The 22,893-nt window shown below is 54.3% G+C and carries 23 protein-coding genes; 14 read left to right on the forward strand and 9 right to left on the reverse strand.

Features of this window, described 5'->3' with window-relative positions; genetic code table 11:
* The first annotated feature begins 9 nt into the window (after positions 1-9).
* Entirely contained in the window at positions 10-1,470 is a 1,461-nt protein-coding gene (xylB, locus tag O9K67_RS07660) for a xylulokinase (protein ID WP_061493899.1), read from the forward strand.
* 63 nt (positions 1,471-1,533) lie between these two features.
* A complete protein-coding gene (locus O9K67_RS07665; RefSeq protein WP_061493900.1) occupies positions 1,534-2,814 on the forward strand; it encodes an MFS transporter in 1,281 nt (426 codons plus the stop codon).
* A gap of 6 nt (positions 2,815-2,820) precedes the next feature.
* On the opposite strand, the gene O9K67_RS07670 is transcribed toward O9K67_RS07665, so the two are convergent.
* From O9K67_RS07670 to yfcG, 4 genes are all read right to left on the reverse strand, one after another.
* A complete protein-coding gene (locus O9K67_RS07670) occupies positions 2,821-3,396 on the reverse strand; it encodes a hypothetical protein (protein ID WP_271044650.1) in 576 nt (191 codons plus the stop codon).
* Positions 3,397-3,439: 43 nt separating this feature from the next.
* Positions 3,440-3,949 (reverse strand): GNAT family N-acetyltransferase, encoded by a 510-nt coding sequence (locus O9K67_RS07675; RefSeq protein ID WP_061493902.1) that lies wholly within the window; start codon positions 3,947-3,949, stop codon positions 3,440-3,442.
* A 68-nt stretch (positions 3,950-4,017) separates the two neighbouring features.
* Positions 4,018-4,914, reverse strand: coding sequence for a TIGR01777 family oxidoreductase (locus tag O9K67_RS07680; protein WP_061493903.1), 897 nt, complete (start codon positions 4,912-4,914; stop codon positions 4,018-4,020).
* 114 nt (positions 4,915-5,028) lie between these two features.
* The gene (gene yfcG / locus O9K67_RS07685; RefSeq protein WP_061493904.1) at positions 5,029-5,658 is read right to left on the reverse strand and encodes a GSH-dependent disulfide bond oxidoreductase; all 630 of its coding nucleotides are present in this window, start codon (positions 5,656-5,658) and stop codon (positions 5,029-5,031) included.
* A gap of 135 nt (positions 5,659-5,793) precedes the next feature.
* Between yfcG and yfcF the strand changes: the two genes are divergently transcribed.
* From yfcF to yfcD, 3 genes are read left to right on the forward strand one after another with little or no spacing between them, the layout of a single operon-like run.
* On the forward strand, positions 5,794-6,438 hold the full coding sequence (gene yfcF / locus O9K67_RS07690; protein WP_061493905.1) for a glutathione transferase: 645 nt from the start codon (positions 5,794-5,796) through the stop codon (positions 6,436-6,438).
* 54 nt (positions 6,439-6,492) lie between these two features.
* Complete coding sequence (gene yfcE / locus O9K67_RS07695) at positions 6,493-7,044, forward strand: phosphodiesterase (RefSeq protein ID WP_061493906.1); 552 nt, start codon at positions 6,493-6,495, stop codon at positions 7,042-7,044.
* Positions 7,045-7,098: 54 nt separating this feature from the next.
* A complete protein-coding gene (gene yfcD / locus O9K67_RS07700) occupies positions 7,099-7,644 on the forward strand; it encodes an NUDIX hydrolase YfcD (RefSeq protein ID WP_061493907.1) in 546 nt (181 codons plus the stop codon).
* Here yfcD and O9K67_RS07705 read toward each other — a convergent pair whose 3' ends face one another.
* The gene (locus tag O9K67_RS07705; RefSeq protein WP_061493908.1) at positions 7,645-8,664 is read right to left on the reverse strand and encodes a LacI family DNA-binding transcriptional regulator; all 1,020 of its coding nucleotides are present in this window, start codon (positions 8,662-8,664) and stop codon (positions 7,645-7,647) included. It abuts the gene before it with no gap.
* Between the two features lie 236 nt (positions 8,665-8,900).
* On the opposite strand from O9K67_RS07705, the gene O9K67_RS07710 reads away from it, so the two are divergent.
* From O9K67_RS07710 to O9K67_RS07730, 5 genes are all read left to right on the forward strand, one after another.
* Positions 8,901-9,344 (forward strand): PTS sugar transporter subunit IIA, encoded by a 444-nt coding sequence (locus tag O9K67_RS07710; protein WP_061493909.1) that lies wholly within the window; start codon positions 8,901-8,903, stop codon positions 9,342-9,344.
* Between the two features lie 80 nt (positions 9,345-9,424).
* Positions 9,425-9,697: a PTS sugar transporter subunit IIB gene (locus O9K67_RS07715; protein WP_061493910.1), complete on the forward strand. Its 273-nt coding sequence runs from the start codon at positions 9,425-9,427 to the stop codon at positions 9,695-9,697.
* Positions 9,698-9,745: 48 nt separating this feature from the next.
* Positions 9,746-11,137 carry a PTS ascorbate transporter subunit IIC gene (locus tag O9K67_RS07720; RefSeq protein ID WP_088238126.1) on the forward strand — a complete coding sequence of 464 codons (1,392 nt, stop codon included), beginning with the start codon at positions 9,746-9,748 and terminating at the stop codon, positions 11,135-11,137.
* Positions 11,134-11,967: a transketolase gene (locus tag O9K67_RS07725; protein WP_061493912.1), complete on the forward strand. Its 834-nt coding sequence runs from the start codon at positions 11,134-11,136 to the stop codon at positions 11,965-11,967. Before O9K67_RS07720 ends, O9K67_RS07725 begins: the two co-directional genes overlap by 4 nt.
* Positions 11,960-12,913, forward strand: coding sequence for a transketolase family protein (locus O9K67_RS07730; RefSeq protein ID WP_061493913.1), 954 nt, complete (start codon positions 11,960-11,962; stop codon positions 12,911-12,913). Before O9K67_RS07725 ends, O9K67_RS07730 begins: the two co-directional genes overlap by 8 nt.
* A 47-nt stretch (positions 12,914-12,960) precedes the next feature.
* Here the strand turns inward: O9K67_RS07730 and pta are convergent, their stop codons facing one another.
* The gene (gene pta / locus O9K67_RS07735; RefSeq protein WP_061493914.1) at positions 12,961-15,099 is read right to left on the reverse strand and encodes a phosphate acetyltransferase; all 2,139 of its coding nucleotides are present in this window, start codon (positions 15,097-15,099) and stop codon (positions 12,961-12,963) included.
* Positions 15,100-15,177: 78 nt separating this feature from the next.
* Positions 15,178-16,380 carry an acetate kinase gene (gene ackA, locus O9K67_RS07740; protein WP_061493915.1) on the reverse strand — a complete coding sequence of 401 codons (1,203 nt, stop codon included), beginning with the start codon at positions 16,378-16,380 and terminating at the stop codon, positions 15,178-15,180.
* A 335-nt stretch (positions 16,381-16,715) separates the two neighbouring features.
* Between ackA and yfbV the strand changes: the two genes are divergently transcribed.
* From yfbV to O9K67_RS07760, 4 genes are all read left to right on the forward strand, one after another.
* Positions 16,716-17,171 (forward strand): terminus macrodomain insulation protein YfbV, encoded by a 456-nt coding sequence (yfbV, locus tag O9K67_RS07745; protein WP_061493916.1) that lies wholly within the window; start codon positions 16,716-16,718, stop codon positions 17,169-17,171.
* A 167-nt stretch (positions 17,172-17,338) separates the two neighbouring features.
* Complete coding sequence (locus O9K67_RS07750; protein WP_061493917.1) at positions 17,339-17,833, forward strand: YfbU family protein; 495 nt, start codon at positions 17,339-17,341, stop codon at positions 17,831-17,833.
* Positions 17,814-18,503, forward strand: coding sequence for a sugar phosphatase (locus O9K67_RS07755; protein ID WP_271044665.1), 690 nt, complete (start codon positions 17,814-17,816; stop codon positions 18,501-18,503). The genes O9K67_RS07750 and O9K67_RS07755 overlap by 20 nt, the downstream gene beginning before the upstream one ends.
* A 76-nt stretch (positions 18,504-18,579) precedes the next feature.
* Positions 18,580-20,412, forward strand: a complete 1,833-nt coding sequence (locus tag O9K67_RS07760; RefSeq protein WP_061493919.1) for an SLC13 family permease — start codon at positions 18,580-18,582, stop codon at positions 20,410-20,412.
* Between the two features lie 32 nt (positions 20,413-20,444).
* Here the strand turns inward: O9K67_RS07760 and yfbR are convergent, their stop codons facing one another.
* Both yfbR and alaA read right to left on the reverse strand, forming a co-directional pair.
* Positions 20,445-21,044, reverse strand: coding sequence for a 5'-deoxynucleotidase (yfbR, locus tag O9K67_RS07765; RefSeq protein ID WP_061493920.1), 600 nt, complete (start codon positions 21,042-21,044; stop codon positions 20,445-20,447).
* Positions 21,045-21,124: 80 nt separating this feature from the next.
* Positions 21,125-22,339 carry an alanine transaminase AlaA gene (alaA, locus tag O9K67_RS07770; protein ID WP_061493921.1) on the reverse strand — a complete coding sequence of 405 codons (1,215 nt, stop codon included), beginning with the start codon at positions 22,337-22,339 and terminating at the stop codon, positions 21,125-21,127.
* Positions 22,340-22,893 lie beyond the last annotated feature (554 nt).

Here is a 22,893-nt window from a genome sequence, read left to right on the forward strand (position 1 = left end):
GGGGGCGATATGTACCTGGGAATGGATATTGGCACCTCGGAATTGAAAGCACTGCTGCTGGATGCGCAGGGTGAAATTGTGGGGGCCGCGCATGCGGCGCTCACGGTACAGCGCCCGCATCCGCACTGGGCGGAACAGGATCCGCAGGATTGGTGGCAGGCGTGTGGGCGCGTGGTCAGCGAACTGCGCCAGCAGTACCCGCAACAGTGGGCGGCGATTCGTAGTATTGGCCTGTCCGGGCAGATGCATGGCGCGGTACTGCTCGACAACGAAAGCAATGTGCTGCGTCCGTGCATTCTGTGGAACGACACACGCAGCGCCGCCGAATGCGACTGGTTGCGCGATCACCATCCGGAAATGATGGCCCTCAGCGGCAATATGATCATGCCCGGTTTCACCGCGCCGAAGCTGGTGTGGGTCGCACGCCACGAACCGGACATCTTTAACCGGGTGGCGAAGGTGTTGTTGCCGAAAGACTACCTGCGCTGGCGGTTGACCGGCGAGTTTGTTAGCGATCCGTCGGATGCGGCCGGAACGCTATGGCTGGATGTGGCGAAGCGCGACTGGTCTGATGAACTGCTGGCGATGACCGATTTACGCCGTGAACAGATGCCTGCGCTGGTGGAAGGCTGTGCTGTGAGTGGCCGATTGCGCGCGTCGCTGGCAACGGAATGGGGGCTCAGTTCCTCCGTAGTCGTTGCGGGCGGCGGTGGCGATAACGCCACCTCTGCAGTGGGCGTGGGGGCGGTTGCACCGGGCGATGCTTTTATTTCCCTGGGGACATCCGGGGTGATTTTCGTGGTTAACGATACATTGCAGGCCGATCCCGCTTCCGGTGTACATGCCTTTTGCCACGCACTGCCCGGTCGCTGGCATCAGATGAGCGTGATGCTCAGTGCCGCAAGCTGTCTGCGCTGGGTGTGTAACCTGCTGTCGGTCACGGAAAGTCAGTTAATGGAAGAGATCGCACAACTGACCGATGACGCGTTGCGACGTGCGCCGCTGTTTTTGCCTTACCTCAGTGGGGAACGGACGCCGCATAACGATCCGCAGGCTACTGGCAGTTTCTTTAATCTGCGCCATGAAACCAGCCGTGCATTGCTGGGGTATGCGGTGATCGAAGGTGTGACCTTTGGCCTGGCGGATGGATTACAGGTGCTGGGGAATGCGCAAATTTCCCAGTGCAGCCTGACCGGCGGAGGTGCGCGTAGCACCGTTTGGGCGCAACTGATTGCTGATGTGCTGGCGATCCCGATGGTCACCCATCCGGCCAGTTCATCGGGCGCGCTGGGTGCCGCGCGGCTGGCCTGGCTGGCAGAGGGGGGCAAAGAGGCAGATGTCTGCCTGAAACCGCCCGTGGTGGCGCGTTATACGCCGCAGGCTGAACGTGGTGCGTGGCTGTCACAACGGCTGGCGCTGTTCCGGCTGCTTTACCAACAACAACAGGCGGCACGCACGCTGCTGCCGTAATCCCTTGTCGCCCCGGCCTCTGTACCCTCGTCGGGGCATCTCCCTCACGATAGGAAGATGGTTATGCAATCGAAAGAATATTGGTTTGGCTTACCGAAACATCTGATCTGGGGATTCGTGGCTATCGCGATTTTTATGGCTGGCGATGGCTTTGAAATGGCTTTCCTGTCAAAGCACATTACCGACATGGGCTTCACGCCCGCGCAGTCGGCAGTGGTGTTTACTATGTACGGGCTGGCGGCAGCGCTGGCGGCATGGGCATCTGGCGTGGTGGCGGAACTGATCACCCCGCAAAAAGCGATGACCATCGGCTTTGTGTTATGGATAGTGATGCATGCGCTGTTTATGTCACTGGGGCTCGGGCTGCGTAACTACCCGTTAATGTTGCTGTTTTATGGCATTCGCGGGCTGGCGTATCCCCTGTTCATCTACTCGTTTATGTTGATGCTGGTGCAGGTGTTGCCCCGTCAGCATCTCGCGGCGGCCACGGGGTGGTTCTGGGCGATGTACTCCATCGGTATTGGTGTGGTGGGCAGTTATCTGCCGAGCCTGACTATTCCTGTGTTTGGGGAGACCGGGACGCTGTGGTTTGCCATTGCCTGGGTCGCAAGCGGCGGGTTGCTGGCCTTTTTCAGCCTGCGTCACGTGCCGGTGGATCGCTCGCGGGTCAATTTACCGCTGCGCGACAAGATGACCGAACTCTCCCGTGCGGCGACCATTTTGTTCACCAACCGCGACATTTTCTACGCCTGCCTGATCCGTATTATCAACACGCTGTCGCTGTTTGGTTTTGCGATTGTGATGCCGCTGCTGTTTGTCGACAGACTGGGCTTTACCATCTCCGAGTGGCTGCAAATCTGGGCAGTGTTCTTCTTCGTGACCATCTTTACCAATATCTTTTGGGGGATCACCGGCGAGTATATCGGCTGGATCCGCCAGGTCCGCTGGTTTGGTTGTCTGGGGATGGCGGTATCCAGCCTGACGTTTTATTACCTGCCGGTATATGCCGGGCATAATTTCCTCGTGGCGCTGATCCCGGCAGTGATGTTAGGGGTTTTCGTCGCGGCCTTTGTGCCCATGACGGCAGTTTTCCCGACGCTGGAACCGCATCACAAAGGGGCGGCCGTGTCGATTTATAACCTCTCCGCAGGGATGAGTAATTTTGTTGCGCCAGCGATTGCCTCCGCACTGTTGCCGTTTTTTGACATCGTGGGGGTGGTGTGGGCTTACACCGGGCTGTACATCTTTGCCGGGGTGCTGACCTTGATTATTAATGTGCCGCAACCAAAACGCGTACGCCAGCAGGCGGAAGCCCGTAAAGAGGAGGCGCAGCAACGCGCCTGAGGGGGATTAGCGGGCCTGTGTCGGCGGTGAAACGGGCCACCACCCTTGTGGGTGGCCTGCGGCGGAAATAAAGCGATAGTGGGTAAATACTGCGCCCCTGGCAGTGACGCGTTTTTCCAGTTGTACCGTGCGCGCGCCGGGGGGAACGATATCGTCACGGGTGCAGAGTTCTACCGGGCGTTTTAACCATGCATCATAAAAACGCAGACCGGCTTCGCAGTGTTGACTGCGCGTCACCGGCGGGCCGGGATGCCCGATGCTGAACATCACTTCGCTTTGCACGCGTTCGCTGGCGGTGGCGCGCACCCAGGCTTCCGGCGCATTCCACAGGGTTAAGGCGATAAACAGGAATACCCCTGAGAATGCCAGCAGCAGCGACTTCCACCGCCACCCTTTTTGTGCGAGACGCCAGGCAACGAGCAGGCCCACCAGCGCGGCTATCGTCATCATGGCCCCGGTATCTGGCGCATCGGCTTGCAGGTAAGCTCTATGGCTGAGTCGACTGGCAAACATCAACCAGAATAACCACAGCAGGGCGACGCCTCCGGTCAGGAACAGCCGCGTTTTGGTCGAGGTAAACACTGTCATTTCCAGTGATGAACGGGGAGGGCAAAACACCGGGTAGTTAACACGCCTGTGTGCCTTTTTCCCGCCGGTACACCCAGTCGTCGTAATATTCACCCTTCAGCAAATAGGCTTTTTCCAGCACCTGTACACGCTGAAAGCCGCTCTTTTCCAGTACCCGTACAGATCCCTGATTCTCCGCCAGTACCCAGGCATTCAGCGCCTGCACATTGCGTTTATCGAAGGCGAACTCACACAATGCTTGCAGCGCTTCTGACGCAACACCGCGGCCCTGTGCTGTGGGTAAGATGGAATAACCAACATCCGCTTCCTGCGGATTATGCACGCTGGGGCGCAGGCCGATATCGCCGACAGCGGTATGCTGCGCATCGCGGATCACAAAGGCGTTGTCATCCAGCAGACGATTATCAAATAACGTGCGGATCTGCCTTTCGGAGGCGACTTCGGCCATATAGCGCATAATGCGGTCATCCCGGCGTAAACGCAGAAAGAATAGCCAGTCGGATTCCTGAAACGGGGTAAGCGTAAAGCGGGGGGTCTGCAACCTCATTAAATCGCCCTTCCGGTGACAAAGCGCTTAAGCTTAGCACCGGAAGAGGATCAGAGGGGCCACGAAAATTAGGGGGTTACCACATCCCCCAACGCTTCTTCGAGATCGTACCAGCGAAAGGCAAAGCCTGCGGCTTCGAGGCGTTTGGGCAGGGCGCGCTGCCCGCCGAGCACGAGCACGGAGGACTCACCCATCATCAGGCGCACTGCAAACGCGGGCGCGCGCATGATCGCCGGACGTTGCAATACGTGACCGAGCGTATGGGCAAACTGCTCGTTGCGCACCGGATAGGGGGAAACCATATTGAATGGCCCGCGCAGATCGTTATCCAGCAGCCAGAGAATGCCGTTCAGCATATCGTCAATGTGGATCCACGCCATATATTGACGACCATTGCCGATAGGACCCCCCAGGCCGAGGCGAAACAGCGGTAACAGTTTCCCCAGGATGCCGCCTTTTGGTGCTAATACGACACCGGTTCGCAGCAGGCATACGCGGGTGCGGTCGCTCTGTGCGCTACTGGCAATTTGCTCCCAGCGCGCGCACAACTTATGGGTGAATTCGTTATGTGGCGGTTCTTCTTCAGTGACCACCACTTCACCGAGATCGCCGTAATAACCCGCAGCTGAACCCGAAATCAGCACCTGCGGCGGGTTATCGCTGGCGTGAATCAGGTCAACCAGTCGCTGGGTGATCTCCCAGCGGCTGTTGCAGAGCCGTTGTTTCTGCTGTTCATTCCAGCGCTTGTCGGCAATGGGTTCACCCGCCAGATTGATCACCGCGTCGATGTCATTAAGGTGTGTCTGTTCGCTCAACCCCTTCCACAAACTGACGCGAGCATCCAGCAGTTGCTGTGCTTTGGCGGGATTACGGGTGACCACCGTGACGCTGTGCCCCAACTCGAGCAGGCGAGGGATTAAATGACGACCAATCAGGCCCGTACCGCCGGTAATCAGTATCTTCATGTTCCCCTCCCGGGTGTATCCTTCGTCCCGTTCAGCATAAGTGACTCAGTAATATTCGCATGCGACGCTGAGCACATCCTGAATGATTTTTTGCAGTCATGAGAACAGGTTACTTCACACCGGCTGCGCATTCTGCATCGCCCGCTCGGTGGCCGGACGCGTGCGTATCCGCTCAAACCAGTTGAACACCGCCGGGAAATTCTCCAGGTCGATGCGCTGGCGTTGATGCGATCTGACCCACGGCCATGCGGCGATATCGGCAATGCTGTACTCATCGCCCGCCAACCACGGGACGCGTTTTAATCGCTTATTCAACACCTGATACAACCGCTGAGTTTCCACCTGGTAGCGCTCAATGGCATAGGGGACAGGCTGCGGCGCAAAGTGATTAAAGTGGTGGTTCTGCCCGAGCATGGGGCCAAACCCGCCCACCTGCCAGAACAGCCACTGTATCGCAAGGGTGCGTTCGCGCAGATGGCGACTGAGCAGTTGCCCTGTTTTTTCCGCCAGATAGAGCAAAATGGCACCGGACTCGAACACGCTAACGGGCGAGCCGCCATCAGCAGGGTGATGATCGACAATCGCCGGGATTTTATTGTTAGGAGAGATAATCAGAAAGTCGGGGTGAAATTGTTCGCCTTTGCTGATATCCACGCGGATCAGTCGGTATTCAACGCCTGCCTCTTCAAGAAACAGTGTGATTTTATGACCGTTCGGCGTGGGAGCAAAATAGAGGTCTATCATCAAGACTCCTGTTATGGGAATGTGCGTCACCTCCTGAGTATAGGTGTTACCTCTGGTGTGCGAGTTTTCATTAAGTGACAGCTCACACAGGACGTTATATTTTGATGAAAAATTTCACCGTTAAACGAGGATGTTATGAGCGAACCGGCAATGACTCTGTGGTCTGATGCAAATTTCTTCTCCCCGTATGTGATGTCAGCCTGGGTTGCACTGCATGAAAAAGGGTTGCCCTTCACCATTAAATCCATTGATATCAATGCTGGCGTGCAACATACGCCGGACTGGCCGGGTTATCCGTTGACTCAGCGTGTGCCATTACTGGAGATGGCGGGGTTTACGCTTAGCGAATCCTCCGCGATTGCGGAATATCTGGAAGAGCGTTTTGCACCGCCTGAATGGGAGCGTATTTACCCTCACGCTCTGCAAAACCGCGCCCGCGCGCGACAAATCCAGGCCTGGCTCCGCAGCGATCTGCTACCGATACGTGAAGAACGTCCTACCACCATTATGTTCGCCGGGGAGAAAAAGGGGGCGTTAAGCGCCGCCGGGCAGCGGAGTGCGGCAAAACTGTATGCCATCGCCGGGGAGTTGCTGTCGCACGGTAAACCGAACCTGTTTGGTGAATGGTGTATTGCTGATGCCGACCTGTCGGCGATGCTCAACCGACTGGTGATGAACGGCGATGATGTTCCCCCGTTACTGGCGGAATATGCCGCGTTTCAGTGGCAGCGCTCATCTATCCAGCGCTATGCTGCACTTTCCGCTAAGCGAGCGGGCTGATATAGGACGCCGCTTCCGCTATCATAAGGCGGTTTTTTTCAGAGAGGTGCAGTGATGAAGCTGATGTTTGCATCGGATATTCACGGGTCGTTGCCCGCGACGGAGCGCGTACTGGCGTTGTTTGCACAAAGTGGGGCCCGCTGGCTGGTTCTTCTGGGTGATGTGCTCAATCACGGTCCGCGCAATGCGTTACCGGAAGGCTACGCCCCAGCACAGGTAGCGGAGCGGCTCAACGAGCAAGCGAGTCGGATTATCGCCGTGCGCGGTAACTGCGACAGTGAAGTGGATCAGATGCTGTTGCACTTCCCGATAACGGCCCCGTGGCAGCAACTGCTGTTGCCGGAGCGGCGCGTATTTCTGACCCACGGTCATCTGTTTGGTCCGGACGATGTGCCGCCGTTGGAGGAGGGAGATGTGCTGGCGTACGGTCACACGCACATTCCGGTGGCGGAAAAGCGCGGTGCGATTGTCCATTTCAACCCCGGTTCGGTGAGTATCCCGAAGGGGGGATTTGCTCCCAGCTACGGCATGCTGGAGGAGAATGTACTAAGCGTTATCGCACTTAATGATCAGCGGGTTATTGCACAGGTGTCGATTAATCCGTAACTTACCTTTCAACCGAAACGCGCCAACAGAGCGCCACAAAGAGAAGATTTCCCGATGGTGGAACAGAGTCATTTTGCAGGCATGGAGTGGGTGGATATTGTCAACGAAGACAATGAGGTGATTGCGCAGGCCAGTCGGCAGCAAATGCGTGCACAGTGTCTGCGTCACCGCGCAACCTACATTGTGGTGCATGATGGGATGGGCAAAGTTCTGGTACAGCGCCGTACCGAAATCAAAGATTTTATGCCCGGTATGCTGGATGCCACCGCCGGTGGTGTGGTGCAGGCGGGGGAGAACTTGCTGGACTCCGCACGCCGTGAAGCGGAAGAAGAGTTAGGCATTGCTGGCGTGCCGTTTGCCGAACACGGTCAATTCTATTTTGAAGATCAACATTGCCGGGTGTGGGGCGGGCTGTTCAGTTGCGTTTCCCACGGGCCGTTTGCCCTGCAGGAAGAAGAGGTGAGTGAAGTCTGGTGGATGACACCGGAAGAGATCACCGCCCGCTGCGATGAGTTCACCGATGACTCGCTCAAAGCCCTGGCATTGTGGATGAGCCGTAATGCCAGCAACGACGTGGAAAACGAGCAGGAAGCGGAGTAGTTAGCAGCTATCCCGCAGGCAAAACGTCGGTGCAATGGGCGTTTTGTTCTCCCACTTTTCATCATTCAGGCGCGCCAACAGTGCGCGCCCGGCCTCAATACCAATTTTGCGATGCGGCACCGAGATGGTGGTCAGCGGTGGCTGACATACCCGGCTGACGTCGCTGTCGCCAAAACCGACAATCGCTAAATCATCCGGCACCTTAATTCGCCTGCGCTGACATTCGTATAACGCGCCGCAGGCCAGTTCATCCGACACGCAGACCAGCGCATCCAGCTCTGGCCAGGCCAGTAAAAACTCCGGCAATTGCGCGGCACCGGTAGAAAATACCGGCGCCGCGGCAGCGTTAATGACCCGGTTCGGCGACATATGGTGGCGCAGCATCGCTTTGTACCAACCCTGCAAATGTTGCTGGAATATCCACTGTTCCTGATTGGCGCACAGCAGGCCAATGTTCTGGTAGCCGCGCTGGATCAGCATCTGCGTGAGCTCATACATGGCCGCCACGTTATCGATACCGATATTCATATCAATCGGATCGGCACGCACGGCGCCGATTTCCATCACCGGAATCGAGGCATTTTTCAGCCAGTGGCGCACCATATCACTGTGCTCAACGCTGAGCAGGATCGCCGCTGCCAGGTTGGAGGCCAGCAGCGTTTCCAGCAGTTTCTCTTCCTGCTCAAGCCGATGTTGCGACTCCGCCAACATGATTTGGTAACCCGCAGGTTGTAATACCTGCTGTAACCCGGCGAACATTTCCGAACATCCGGATTCCGCGAGGCTTGGCACCACCATGGCGATGGTCCAGGACGACGCCGACGCCAGCGCACTGGCCGCCAGATTGGGCATATAACCCAGCTCTTGTACGGCAGCTTCTATCTTTTCGCGAAGTTTATCTGATACCTGTTCGGGGGTGCGTATTGCCCGCGAGACGGTCATGGTACCGACGCCGGCAAGTTGCGCGACATCGGCGAGGGTCACTTTTCCGGTACTCCGCCGTTTTCGGGTAATTGACATGCTATTTCCTGCTGATCCCAACCTATTCAGGCACTTTTTTATCGTTCGTCCGTAACGCAGTATACGCCGGAAATCCTGAGTTTTGCTGAGAAATAGCCAGCGTTTTCAGATCTGATAGCGCTATCACATTTTTCGCAACTGCACCTTGGTAGCGCTATCTTTGCGACTATCATCACAGCTAAGGGGCGATGACTTGCATAAAGTTTGCTCATCTTTTCTCTGTGAAGGAGCGTGACGTGTTAAACCAATGGCTGAACGATAAGACGGTTCAACTGCACGACAGTGTGGAAAACTGGCCGCAGGCGTTGGAGGTCTGCGCCAGACCGTTGCTGGCGGCGGGCATTATCACGCCAGACTACGTGACCGCCATTGTGGCGCAGCATCATAAACTCGGGCCGTACTATGTGCTGGCGCCAGGGCTGGCAATGCCCCATGCGCGGCCGGAAGAGGGGGCGAAAGGGTTAGGTTTATCGCTATTAAAATTGCATCAGGGGGTGACATTTGGCGCAGAGGATTTTGATCCGGTGGATATCATTGTCATGCTGGCAGCACCGGATAAACACAGCCATATCGAAATGATCGCCGCGCTGGCTGAATTATTTTCCAGCGATGACGATATGGAGCACTTACATCGCGCAACTAGCTTTGAGGAGATTAAAAATATAATTCAACGCTACTAATTTTTTTCTTACCAGGATTTTACTCATTACCCGGTAACGGGTGATGCGGTCGTACTCTACCCAAAAAAAAGGTAACCACAATGAAAATAATGGCAATTTGCGGATCCGGACTTGGCAGTAGTTTCATGGTCGAAATGAATATTAAAAAAGTCCTTAAAAAGCTGAACATTGAGGCTGACGTTGAACATTCCGATTTGTCATCCGCTACACCCGGCGCCGCCGATGTTTTTGTGATGGCGAAAGATATCGCTGCCAGCGCCAGCGTACCGGAAAATCAACTTATCGTTATCAATAACATCATTGATATCAACGAACTGGAAGCGAAAGTGAGTGCTTTCTTCGCCAACCGTTAACATCAACTGTACACATTGCGGATGCGGTGTGTATTAAGCGAGGTGGATATGTTTATCCTTGAAACGCTGAATTTTGTTGTTGATATATTAAAAGTACCCTCGGTACTGGTCGGGTTGATTGCCCTGATTGGTCTGGTGGCGCAGAAGAAATCCTTCTCTGACGTTGTTAAAGGTACGGTAAAAACCATTCTGGGCTTTATTGTACTGGGCGGTGGTGCAACGGTATTAGTCGGTTCCCTTAATCCACTGGGCGGCATGTTTGAGCATGCATTTAATATTCAGGGAATTATTCCTAATAACGAGGCTATCGTTTCTATTGCCCTGGAGAAATACGGTGCTTCAACTGCATTAATTATGGCGTTTGGTATGGTGGCGAATATTGTCGTCGCCCGCTTTACACGCCTGAAATACATTTTCCTCACCGGGCACCACACCTTTTACATGGCCTGTATGATAGGTGTGATCCTGACTGTGGCCGGGTTCGAGGGTATCGGTCTGGTATTTACCGGTTCGCTGATCCTCGGGCTGGTGATGGCCTTTTTCCCGGCCATTGCCCAGCGCTATATGAAGCGCATCACCGGCAATGACGATATCGCTTTTGGTCACTTTGGCACATTGGGCTATGTGCTCTCTGGCTGGATCGGCAGTAAATGCGGCAAAGGCTCGCGCTCAACTGAAGAGATGAACCTGCCAAAAAACCTCAGCTTCCTGCGTGACAGCTCCATCTCAATCTCGCTGACGATGATCATCATCTACATGATCCTCGCAGTCTGTGCGGGCCGCGAGTATGTCGAAAGTCAGCTGAGCGCCGGACAGAACTTCCTGGTTTACGCCATTATCCAGGCCATCACCTTCGCCGCAGGCGTGTTCATTATCCTGCAAGGTGTACGCCTGATCCTCGCTGAGATTGTCCCGGCATTTACTGGCTTTTCCGAAAAACTGGTGCCGAATGCCCGTCCGGCGCTGGATTGCCCGGTTGTTTACCCGTATGCGCCAAACGCCGTGCTGGTCGGTTTTCTCTTCAGTTTCCTTGGCGGGTTGGTTGGGTTGTTCCTGCTCGGGCAGATGAAGCTGGTATTGATCCTGCCTGGTGTGGTGCCGCACTTCTTTACCGGGGCGACCGCAGGCGTGTTTGGTAACGCTACCGGAGGCCGCCGTGGGGCGATGCTCGGCGCGTTCGCCAACGGTTTATTGATCACCTTCCTGCCAGTGTTGTTGCTGCCAGTGCTGGGTGCACTGGGCTTTGCCAACACCACGTTCTCTGATGCGGACTTTGGTTTTGTCGGCATTGTGCTGGGCAACCTGGCGCGTTATCTGTCGCCAATGGCCATCACCGGTGTTGTGGTGGCGCTGTTTGTCGCACTGGTTATCTGGAACGTCATGTCGAAAGGCAAAGCGCACGGCAATGGCGCAGAAGAGAACTCCGGAGCGAAATCATGAGTACGTTTAACGAAGTGAAGCAGTTTGCACGCGATATCCGCGTGGCAACCCTGAAATCGCTCACGCATTTAGGTTTTGGTCACTACGGCGGGAGTATGTCAGTGGTGGAGACGCTGGCGGTGCTGTATGGCGAGGTGATGCGTATTGACCCAGCCGATCCGGACTGGCCGCAGCGCGACTACTTTGTGTTGTCGAAAGGGCATGCTGGCCCGGCGCTGTACAGCACGCTGGCGTTGAAGGGCTACTTTCCGCAGGAGGAGTTGCTGACGCTGAATATCAACGGTACGCGCTTGCCAAGCCATCCGGATCGCCTTAAGACGCGCGGCGTGGACGCCACGACCGGTTCGTTGGGGCAGGGTATTTCCATCGCCGGGGGAATGGCTCTGGGGCATAAACTGGCAGGCAGACCGAACCGGGTGTTTTGTATCGTGGGTGACGGTGAACTGAATGAGGGACAGTGCTGGGAAGCGTTTCAGTTTATTGCCCATCATAAGCTCAATAACCTGACGGTCTTTGTCGACTGGAACAAGCAGCAGCTGGATGGTGATTTGGATGAGATCATCTGCGCATTTGATCTGGAGGGGAAATTCCGCGCCTTTGGTTTTGATGTCTGCACCGTCAAAGGGGATGACATTGCCGGGTTGCTGGCAGTGGTGAAACCGGTGCCGCCTGCTGATGCCCGTCCGCGTCTGGTTATTCTGGACAGCATTAAAGGGCAGGGTGTGCCGTACCTCGAACATCTCAGCAACTCACACCATTTGCGTCTGACCGATGAGATGAAACAGGCGCTGAATGAAACCATTGAACAACTGGAGGCTGCGCATGATTAAGGTTGCCCCTGCTGGTGGAAAAGACAGCATTGAAATGCGCAAGGTTTATGCAGGTTTTATCAGCGCACAGATTGAGTCAGGCAGTGAGGTGATCGCGCTGGAAGCGGATTTGATGAGCTCGATGGCCATGGATGGTGTGCACAAAAAATACCCACAGCAGGTGATTAACTGCGGGATCATGGAAGCGAACGTGATTGGTACGGCGGCAGGGCTGGCGCTCACCGGGCGTAAACCGTTTGTGCACACCTTTACCGCGTTCGCCAGTCGTCGCTGCTTTGATCAGCTCTTTATGTCCCTCGATTACCAGCGCAATAACGTGAAGGTGATTGCTTCTGATGCCGGGATCACCGCCTGTCATAACGGCGGTACGCATATGTCCTTTGAGGATATGGGCATTGTGCGCGGGCTGGCGCATTCGGTGGTGCTGGAGGTGACCGATGCGGTGATGTTTGAGGACATTCTCCGCCAGCTTGCGGATCTTGAAGGTTTTTACTGGGTGCGTACCATCCGCAAACAGGCACCAACGGTGTATCAGCCCGGCTCTCAATTTACCATCGGTAAAGGGAATGTGCTGCGTGAAGGCCAGGACATTACGCTGATTGCCAACGGTATCATGGTGGTGGAAGCGCTGGCCGCGGCGCAGCAACTGGAGCAGGAAGGTGTGAGCGCGGCAGTGATCGATATGTTTACCCTGAAACCCATCGATCGCATGTTAGTGAAGAATTACGCTGAGAAAACCGGGCGTATCGTCACCTGTGAAAACCACAGCATCCATAACGGACTGGGATCGGCAGTAGCGGAAGTGCTGGTAGAAACCTGCCCTGTTCCTATGAGACGTGTCGGCGTGAAGGAGCGCTACGGCCAGGTGGGCACGCAGGATTTCCTGCAAAAAGAGTATGGTTTGACGGCGCACGACATTGTGTCGGCCGCGCGTGAACTGCTGTAAATAAAAAAGGCGACCCGCGGGTCGCCTTTTATCACAAAGCAGAAAGGTTACTGCTGAGATGCCTGAATTGCGGTCAGTGCGATGGTGTAGACGATATCGTCAACCAGCGCGCCACGGGACAGGTCGTTAACCGGTTTGCGCATGCCTTGCAGCATCGGCCCGATGGAGATCAGGTCGGCAGAACGCTGTACCGCTTTATAGGTGGTGTTACCGGTGTTCAGATCCGGGAAGATGAACACGGTAGCGCGACCGGCAACCGGGGAGTTCGGTGCTTTGGATTTTGCCACGTCAGCCATGACGGCGGCGTCGTACTGCAGCGGACCGTCGATAACCAGATCAGGACGTTTTTCCTGCGCCAGACGGGTTGCTTCACGCACTTTCTCTACATCGCTACCTGCACCGGAGTTGCCGGTGGAGTAGGAGAGCATGGCCACGCGCGGTTCGATGCCGAACGCAATAGCAGAATCTGCAGACTGAATGGCAATTTCCGCCAGCTGTTCAGCAGTCGGATCCGGGTTGATTGCACAGTCACCGTAAACGTATACCTGTTCCGGCAGCAGCATAAAGAACACGGAGGAAACCAGTGAACTGCCCGGTGCGGTTTTGATCAACTGCAGCGGCGGACGAATGGTGTTCGCGGTGGTATGTACTGCACCGGAAACCAGACCGTCCACTTCATCCTGCTCAAGCATCAGCGTGCCGAGCACCACGTTGTCTTCCAACTGTTCGCGGGCAACGGCTTCGGTCATACCCTTGCTCTTACGCAGCTCAACCAGACGGGCAACATAGCTTTCACGCACCACATCCGGATCGACGATTTCGATGCCCGCACCCAGTTCAACGCCTTGCGCGGCAGCAACGCGGTTAATTTCGTCCGGGTTACCCAGCAGGATACAGGTCGCGATACCGCGTTCCGCACAGATAGCGGCAGCTTTAACGGTACGCGGCTCATCACCTTCCGGCAGCACAACGCGTTTGCCGGCTTTGCGCGCCAACTCGGTGAGCTGGTAACGGAAGGCTGGCGGAGAGAGACGGCGGCTGCGCTCGGACGTGGCGGTCAGGGAGTCGATCCACTGTGCGTTGATGTAGCTGGCCACGTATTCCTGAACGTTTTCAATACGCTCGTTGTCGTCAACCGGGACTTCCAGGTTGAAGCTCTGCAAGCTCAGGGAGGTCTGCCAGGTGTTGGTGTTCACCATAAAGACCGGCAGGCCGGTGGCGAAAGCACGTTCACACAGTTTGCGGACGCTGGCATCCATTTCGTAGCCGCCAGTCAGCAGCAGGGCACCAATTTCCACACCGTTCATTGCCGCCAGACAGGCAGCAACCAGCACATCCGGACGATCTGCAGAGGTTACCAGCAGGGAACCCGGACGGAAATGCTCCAGCATGTGCGGAATGCTACGCGCACAGAAGGTCACGGATTTCACGCGGCGGGTCTTGATGTCGCCTTCGTTAACGATGGTGGCATTCAGGTGGCGCGCCATGTCGATCGCACGGGTGGCAATCAGATCGAAGCTCCACGGTACCGCGCCCAGCAATGGCAGCGGGCTGGATTCCTGCAGTTTAGCCGGATCGATGCGCACAACTTTCGCTTTGGACGAGTCGTCGAAGATTTCAGACAGGTCCGGGCGGGTACGACCCTGTTCATCAACCGGGGCGTTCAGTTTGTTAACGATAACGCCAGTGATGTTGGTGTTTTTCGCGCCGCCGAAACTGTTGCGAGTCAGTTCGATACGCTCTTTCAGCTGTTCTTGTGTGTCAGTGCCTTGAGACATGACGAACACGATTTCAGCGTTCAGTGTTTTCGCGATTTCAAAGTTCAGCGACTGAGCGAACTGGTGTTTACGGGTCGGCACCAGGCCTTCAACCAGCACCACTTCAGCATCTTTGCTGCTTTCGTGGTAGCGCGCGATGATCTCTTCCATCAGCACGTCTTTCTGGTTGCTGGAGAGCAGCGACTCAACGTGGCTCATTTTCAGTGGTTCAGCCGCCGGCAGGCCAGAATTTGCACGCACGATAGTGGTGGTCTGGTCTGGAGCGTCGCCGCCAGCGCGCGGCTGTGCGATCGGTTTAAAGACGCTCAGACGAACGCCTTTGCGTTCCATAGCACGGATCACGCCAAGGCTGACGCTGGTCAGACCGACGCTGGTACCGGTAGGGATCAGCATAATAATACGGGACACGGTTAATCCTCTTTCGTTACCGTCATGGTTGACGGGTTACAAAACAGCACCGCCAGCATTGGCTGGCGGTGTGTGTAATCAGGCAGTCAGGCGGCTCGCGTCTTGCGCGATGACCAGCTCTTCGTTTGTTGGGATAACGATAGCCGGGCGGGTGCCTTCTTTGTTGATAAAGCCAGACTTACCAAAACGGGCAGCCAGGTTGCGCTCATGGTCAACGTCGAAGCCCAGAACGCCCAGTTTGCCGAGAGACAGTTCACGCACCATTGCTGCGTTTTCACCGATGCCGCCGGTGAAAACAACTGCGTCCAGACGACCTTCCATCAGCGCAGTGTAAGAGCCGATGTATTTCGCCAGACGGTGGCAGTACACGTCCATTGCGCGTTTCGCGTCTTCTTTATCTTTGTAGTTATCTTCCACATAACGGCAGTCGCTGGTGACTTCGGTCAGGCCCAGCAGGCCAGACTCTTTGGTCAGCATTTTGTTGATAGCTTCAACGCTCATGCCCAGGGTGTCATGCAGGTGGAAAACGATAGCCGGGTCGATGTCGCCAGAACGGGTGCCCATTACCAGGCCTTCCAGCGGGGTCAGGCCCATGGAAGTATCCACGCATTTGCCGTTGCGGATAGCAGAAACAGAACCACCGTTGCCCAGATGGCAGGTGATGATGTTCAGTTCTTCTACCGGTTTGTTCAGGACTTTTGCCGCTTCCTGAGTCACATAGAAGTGGCTGGTGCCGTGTGCGCCGTAACGACGAACGCCGTGCTCTTTGTACAGTTTGTACGGCAGGGCATACAGGTAAGACTCTTCCGGCATGGTGGTGTGGAACGCGGTGTCAAACACGGCAACGTTTTTGTCTTTCAGTTTCGGGAAAGATTTCAGCGCTTCTGCGATACCGATCAAATGTGCCGGGTTGTGCAGCGGTGCAAAAGAGGCTGCATCTTTGATACCCTGGATAACAGATTCATCGATAACCACGGAGCTGGTGTATTTTTCGCCACCATGCACGATGCGGTGACCAATTGCGGTCAGCTGTGCAGACAGTTCTGGTTTTTGTGCCAGAATAGTGTTAACGATAAAGTTCAGCGCTTCGCTGTGAGCGGCACCTGCACCTAAAGCCGCTTCTTGTTTACCGCCGTCAATTTTCCATTTGATGCGTGCTTCAGGAAGATGGAAACATTCGGCTAAACCAGAAAGGTACTCGTCACCATTTGCTGCATCGATGATTGCGAATTTCAGTGAGGAGCTACCGCAGTTCAGAACCAGTACTAACTTACTCGACATGGAAGTACCTATTTATGATACGTGGCTAAAAAACGTCAGTGAGTCGCACAGCGTAGCGCAGGTTGACGCTGACATTTATGATTAACATCATGCCGCGAATACTTTCTGGCATGATGGAAGAATACAAAAATTTTAAGCTATTTTGCGCAAATTTCAGACAGTGGCATAATGAGCTTAAATTTGACGAATTTTAGTTATTCGTCTAATGACCCTGGTAAGGCTGGCACAGGATACCTGATACCTGATGCGATTGACAAAAAATTTTAACGTTGTCATTTGTAGTTGTTGTTTTGCACAAAATTTTTAATTTTTATATGTGAAGTTGAGGTAACGCCATGTCCACTTCAGAGAATCGCCCCGCCAGTTTTTTTAGTTTGTTCCGTCGGGGCCAGCATTATGCGAAGACCTGGCCAATGGAAAAGCGCCTCGCTCCGGTATTTGTTGAGAATCGCGTTATTCGTGCCACGCGTTACGCCATCCGTTTCATGCCGCCGCTGGCGGTGTTTACCCTCTGCTGGCAACTTGCGCTGGGTGGTCAGCTTGGCCCGGCTGTTGCCACCGCGGTGTTTGCGCTGAGCCTGCCGATGCAGGGGCTGTGGTGGCTGGGTAAACGCTCTGTCACGCCGCTGCCGCCCTCTATACTGCACTGGTTTTATGAAGTGCGCGGAAAACTTCAGGAAGCAGGGCAGGCACTGGCACCTGTAGAAGGTAAACCCGATTATCAGGCGTTAGCTGACACGCTTAAGCGTGCGTTTAAACAACTGGATAAAACCTTTCTGGATGATTTGTAATTTCGTCGCCGGCCAATATATAAAGAAGGCATTATCGGTATGTCTTCTTTTTTTATTTTTCATTTTGATCCATGCAACACCCCCGGCAAATCAAGAAAGCCATCGTTTTCAGCAGGTAAACTCAATACATCTTTTTTAATGCGCCGATGTGCCACAGGAGTCGAAAGATGGAAATGACCAATGCCCAACGTCTGATCTTATCCAATCAGTATAAAATGATGACCATGATGGATCCGGCCAATGCGGAACGTTATCGCCGTTTGCAAACCATCATTGAGCGCGGATATGGCCTGCAAATGCGCGAGCTGGACCGTGAATTCGGTGAGCTGAAAGAAGAAACCTGTCGCATCGTTATCGATATTATGGAGATGTATCACGCGCTGCATGTCTCCTGGGCTAACCTGAAAGACACCGCCGCCATTGATGAGCGCCGCGTCACTTTCCTCGGTTTTGACGCCGCTACGGAAGCGCGTTACCTCGGCTATGTGCGCTTTATGGTCAATGTTGAAGGGCGGTATACCCATTTCGACGCCGGTACCCACGGCTTCAACGCGCAAACTCCCATGTGGGATAAATATCAGCGCATGCTGAGCGTCTGGCACTCATGCCCGCGCCAGTACCATCTGAGCAGCAACGAAATTAATCAGATCATTAACGCCTAAGGAGGTGTGTGTGCAGTGCAAAGGATTTCTGTTTGATTTGGACGGCACGCTGGTGAACTCTCTGCCCGCCGTAGAGCGGGCATGGTGCAACTGGGCGGACAGATTTGGCATCGCACACGATGATGTGCTGAATTTCATTCACGGCAAACAAGCGATTACCTCATTGCGTCACTTTATGGCAGGCAGTTCGGAAGCGGAGATCGCTGCTGAGTTTACCCGCCTGGAAGAGATTGAAGCGTCAGACACTGACGGTATTACTCCTCTGCCTGGCGCCATTGAACTGTTGAACCATCTCGATGCCTCCGGTATCCCTTGGGCCATTGTGACGTCTGGCTCTGTACCGGTTGCCCATGCGCGCCACGGAGCCACCGGGCTGCCCACGCCAAAAGTGTTCGTTACTGCCGAACAGGTGAAGCGTGGTAAACCCGAGCCGGACGCCTATCTGCTGGGGGCGAAGCTGTTGGGGTTGCCAGCGGAGGAGTGTGTTGTGGTTGAGGATGCGGCGGCAGGCGTACTTTCCGGCCTTGCGGCAGGCTGCCACGTCATTGCGGTAAATGTACCGCCGGATGCGCCCCGGCTCGATGAAGTGGACTTCGTGCTGACACGCCTTGATGCGTTGGTGGTAGCAAAACAGCCGGATGGAACGGTGAATGTCACGCTGAAGGCCTGATCTCATGATTTAACCCCACATTTGTGGGGTTTTTTTATGGCACTATTTTCTCACTATCAACTGACAAGGATACGTTGTGAACGGTGAACTGATCTGGGTTTTGTGTCTGTTGGGTATCGCCGTTGTGCTTTTCGCAACGGGCAAAGTACGCATGGACGCGGTAGCACTGTTTGTGATTGTCGCTTTTATTCTGAGCGGCACGCTGACGCTATCGGAAGCCTTTTCCGGTTTTAGCGATCCTAACGTCATTCTGATCGCCGCACTGTTTATTATCGGCGATGGCCTGGTTCGCACTGGCGTGGCAACCAATATGGGAACCTGGCTGGTCAAAATGGCTGGCAGCAGCGAAAGTAAAATGCTGGTACTGCTGATGCTAACCGCGGCCGGACTTGGCGCCTTTATGAGCTCCACCGGCGTGGTCGCGATTTTTATCCCCGTTGTGCTCAGCGTGTCGATGCGCATGCAAACTTCTCCTTCACGTTTGATGATGCCGCTCAGTTTTGCCGGGTTAATCAGCGGCATGATGACGCTGGTTGCGACACCGCCAAACCTGGTGGTGAACAGTGAGTTACTACGCGAAGGGTTGCAGGGATTCGGTTTTTTCAGCGTCACGCCGTTAGGTCTGGTCATCCTGCTGCTCGGCATCATTTATATGTTGCTGATGCGTTTTATGCTGAAAGGCGAAGAGCAAGGTGTACTGCGCGATGGCTGGAGGCACCGCACTTTCCGCGATCTGATTAAAGAGTATCACCTTACTGGTCGTGCGCGTCGCCTGGCTATCCGTCCCGGCTCGCCGATGATTGGCCAGCGTCTTGATGATTTGCGGCTACGTGAGCGCTATGGTGCAAACATTATCGGTGTTGAGCGCTGGCGGCGTTTTCGGCGGGTGATCGTGAATGTGAATGGGGTGTCTGAATTCCGCGCCCGTGATGTGCTGTTGATTGATATGTCCGCCGCAGAGGTCGATCTGCGAGAGTTCTGTGCTGAGCAACTTTTAGAGCCGATGATCCTGCGTGGTGAATACTTCTCCGATCAGGCGCTGGATGTTGGCATGGCGGAAGTGACGCTTATTCCGGATTCAGAATTAACCGGTAAAACGGTGCGCGAAATCGGCTTTCGTACTCGCTATGGCTTGAATGTTGTGGGTCTGAAGCGCGATGGCGAAGCGCTGGAAGGAGCCGTTACGGATGAGCCCTTGCAGTTGGGTGATATCATTCTGGTGGTAGGCAACTGGAAACTGATTAGCCAGTTGGGTTCGCGCGGTCGCGATTTTGTGGTGCTGAATCTGCCTGTCGAAGAGAGCGCTGCGTCTCCGGCGCATAGCCAGGCGCCGCATGCGATCTTCTGCCTGGTGTTAATGGTGGCGCTGATGCTGACAGACGAAATTCCCAATACGGTTGCAGCGATTGTTGCCTGTTTGCTGATGGGTAAATTCCGCTGTATTGATGCTGAAAGCGCTTATAAAGCGATTCACTGGCCAAGCATTATTTTGATTGTCGGGATGATGCCCTTTGCGCTGGCGCTGCAAAAAACCGGCGGTGTGGATTTGGTGGTAAAAGGGCTGATGGATGTGGGGGGCGGTTACGGGCCGCATCTGATGCTGATTTGTCTGTTTATGATGTGTGCCTTGATCGGCCTGTTTATTTCTAATACCGCGACGGCGGTATTGATGGCGCCTATTGCGCTGGCTGCGGCAAAATCCATGGGGGTTTCGCCCTATCCGTTTGCCATGATGGTGGCGATGGCCGCGTCGGCTGCGTTTATGACGCCGGTTTCCTCACCGGTGAATACGCTGGTGCTGGGGCCTGGCAATTATCAGTTCAGCGATTTTGTTAAAATCGGTGTGCCATTCACCCTGCTGGTCATGGTGGTCTGCGCGCTGCTGATTCCGGTGCTGTTCCCATTTTGAACGGTCAGCCGGATCGCCCGGCTGACGGCTTATTAAAGCGGTGAATCTTCGCTGATTTCATCCAGCGAGAGATGAAAACTGGGTACGAACACCTGCATGAAGTAATCCATCTCCGGGCTGCGGCGGGCGTCCAATGTTTTCTCCAGACGCGTTTTTGCCAGCCCGAATTCATTATTGCCTGCGGAAAGTTCCTCCAGACATTTCAGATACGCACACAGGGCATCTGCTTGTTTAACCAGCGCTTTTTCTTCCTCGCTGTAGTGACGTTCATCGATCAGCGGGGTAAATACGTCCCGCAGCTCTTCCGGAATCATTTCAACCAGTTTTTGTTGGGCAATTTTCTCAATGGCTTTGTATTCCTGCGCAATCTGCGAGTTGAAATACTTCACTGGCGTAGGGAGATCCCCGGTCAGCACTTCCGAGGCATCGTGATACATCGCCAACAGTGCAATACGCTCGGCATTTACCTGTCCGTTGAATTTGCGGTTTTTGATCACCGCCAACGCATGGGCGACCATTGCCACCTGCAGGCTATGCTCTGACACGTTTTCCGTGCGTACGTTGCGCATCAGCGGCCAGCGATTGATGAGTTTAAGGCGGGAAAGATGCGCGAAGAAATGACTCTGACTCATAGTTAACCTTGTCTGTGACTGCGACCTGAGTCATTGTGCGCAGAGAGTGGGGGAAGATGCAAATCTGCCCCCAACGGCTCTTACTGATGATAACCGGAAAGGAAACGACCGAAACGGGTGATTGCCATCTCCAGATCGTCTTCACGTGGCAGGGTCACAATACGGACGTGATCCGGCCACGGCCAGTTGAATGCTGACCCTTGTACCAGCAGCACTTTTTCTTGCAGCAGGAAGTCGAGCACCATTTTCTGGTCGTCATGAATATTAAAGCGTTTTGCGTCAATTTTCGGGAACATATACAACGCGCCGTTTGGCTTCACGCAGGAAACGCCCGGAATGTCGTTGATCAACTCCCAGGCGCGGTTACGCTGCTCGTACAGACGGCCGCCCGGCACAATAAACTCGCTAATGCTCTGGTAACCGCCAAGCGCTGTCTGAATGGCGTGCTGTGCAGGTACGTTAGCGCACAGGCGCATTGAGGCCAGCATCTCCAGCCCTTCAATATAGCCTTTGGCGTGTTTTTTCGGCCCGCTGAGTACCATCCAGCCCTGACGGAAACCCGCAACCCGATACGTTTTCGACAGGCCGTTAAACGTGATGGTAAACAGATCCGGTGCCAGCGCGGCAATCGAGTGATGTTCGGCGTCGTCGTAGAGGATTTTGTCGTAGATTTCGTCAGCAAAAATGATCAGGTTGTGCTGACGCGCAATCTCAACGATCTCCATCAGCAGCTCTTTTGAGTAAACCGCGCCGGTAGGGTTATTGGGGTTGATGATCACAATACCGCGTGTGCGGGGAGTAATTTTCGCGCGGATATCGTCGAGATCGGGGAACCAGCCCGATGATTCATCACATAAGTAGTGCACCGCTTTCCCGCTGGAGAGTGATACGGCGGCGGTCCACAGTGGGTAGTCCGGCGCAGGAACCAGCATTTCATCGCCACTGTTCAGCAGTGCCTGCATGGACTGCACAATCAGTTCAGAAACACCATTGCCTATATAAATGTCTTCGACAGTGACTTCGCGCATCCCGCGCGCCTGATAGTGCTGCATGATTGCTTTGCGGGCGGAGTACAGCCCTTTTGAATCACAGTAACCTTGCGCACCTGGCAGATTACGAATCACATCGACCAGTATTTCATCCGGCGCCTCAAAGCCAAAGGGGGCTGGGTTGCCGATGTTAAGTTTAAGAACCTTATTGCCTTCTTCTTCCAGGCGCTTTGCTTCTTTCAGAACCGGGCCACGGATGTCGTAACAGACGTTATCTAATTTGCTGGATTTTTCGATGGAGGACATGAACCTTTGACCTTTTAGCTAGAATTTGTCACTGCCTGCCGTGGAAGTGAGCACGGAACAATGTACTCCCACGTCCGCACGTTTTGAAGGGTCAGCAGGAGAAGATTTTGTCTTAACTCATTTTGTGTTAACGGCTTTTTAACTGTCTCTTTGACTTTTCATCTGTTAATTAAACTGTTTTTTAACTGACGAATGGTTGTTGGTGTTGGTATCATGCTTTTATCTATTATTTTGTGTTGTTAAAATCCATTTGTTTAGTATGTGTTTGGCATGACGGAGCCATGGCCGCGGAGTTTTGGCGTAAAATCTGAATGAGGGTACGGGGTATTCATCATTTCTGGTAGGGGAAGGGGAGCACTGTGAACGCAATGTTAAGCGTTATTAATAGTTGGACTGTTCTTCAAATAATAGCTATTTAATATTGAGAATAGGAACTATGACTATCATTAATATTAATATAACTAAGTTGGGTGTCATGTCATTTTTTATCTTCAGATTATCCTTAATAATGCTTATAAATATAAGGGTTTTAGGTTAAACTTAGAGGTGTCGGA

The sequence above is a fragment of the Kosakonia oryzendophytica genome (assembly GCF_027886705.1).
In the GTDB taxonomy this organism is placed as follows: Bacteria; Pseudomonadota; Gammaproteobacteria; order Enterobacterales; family Enterobacteriaceae; genus Kosakonia; species Kosakonia oryzendophytica.

Bases quoted from the DNA above. Each gene is read 5' to 3' on its own strand.
- xylB (WP_061493899.1), top strand. From the start codon at position 10: ATGTACCTGGGAATGGATATTGGCACCTCGGAATTGAAAGCACTGCTG.
- O9K67_RS07665 (WP_061493900.1), top strand. From the start codon at position 1,534: ATGCAATCGAAAGAATATTGGTTTGGCTTACCGAAACATCTGATCTGG.
- O9K67_RS07675 (WP_061493902.1), bottom strand. From the start codon at position 3,949: ATGAGGTTGCAGACCCCCCGCTTTACGCTTACCCCGTTTCAGGAATCC.
- O9K67_RS07680 (WP_061493903.1), bottom strand. From the start codon at position 4,914: ATGAAGATACTGATTACCGGCGGTACGGGCCTGATTGGTCGTCATTTA.
- yfcG (WP_061493904.1), bottom strand. From the start codon at position 5,658: ATGATAGACCTCTATTTTGCTCCCACGCCGAACGGTCATAAAATCACA.
- yfcF (WP_061493905.1), top strand. From the start codon at position 5,794: ATGAGCGAACCGGCAATGACTCTGTGGTCTGATGCAAATTTCTTCTCC.
- yfcE (WP_061493906.1), top strand. From the start codon at position 6,493: ATGAAGCTGATGTTTGCATCGGATATTCACGGGTCGTTGCCCGCGACG.
- yfcD (WP_061493907.1), top strand. From the start codon at position 7,099: ATGGTGGAACAGAGTCATTTTGCAGGCATGGAGTGGGTGGATATTGTC.
- O9K67_RS07705 (WP_061493908.1), bottom strand. From the start codon at position 8,664: ATGTCAATTACCCGAAAACGGCGGAGTACCGGAAAAGTGACCCTCGCC.
- O9K67_RS07715 (WP_061493910.1), top strand. From the start codon at position 9,425: ATGAAAATAATGGCAATTTGCGGATCCGGACTTGGCAGTAGTTTCATG.
- O9K67_RS07720 (WP_088238126.1), top strand. From the start codon at position 9,746: ATGTTTATCCTTGAAACGCTGAATTTTGTTGTTGATATATTAAAAGTA.
- O9K67_RS07725 (WP_061493912.1), top strand. From the start codon at position 11,134: ATGAGTACGTTTAACGAAGTGAAGCAGTTTGCACGCGATATCCGCGTG.
- O9K67_RS07730 (WP_061493913.1), top strand. From the start codon at position 11,960: ATGATTAAGGTTGCCCCTGCTGGTGGAAAAGACAGCATTGAAATGCGC.
- ackA (WP_061493915.1), bottom strand. From the start codon at position 16,380: ATGTCGAGTAAGTTAGTACTGGTTCTGAACTGCGGTAGCTCCTCACTG.
- yfbV (WP_061493916.1), top strand. From the start codon at position 16,716: ATGTCCACTTCAGAGAATCGCCCCGCCAGTTTTTTTAGTTTGTTCCGT.
- O9K67_RS07750 (WP_061493917.1), top strand. From the start codon at position 17,339: ATGGAAATGACCAATGCCCAACGTCTGATCTTATCCAATCAGTATAAA.
- yfbR (WP_061493920.1), bottom strand. From the start codon at position 21,044: ATGAGTCAGAGTCATTTCTTCGCGCATCTTTCCCGCCTTAAACTCATC.
- alaA (WP_061493921.1), bottom strand. From the start codon at position 22,339: ATGTCCTCCATCGAAAAATCCAGCAAATTAGATAACGTCTGTTACGAC.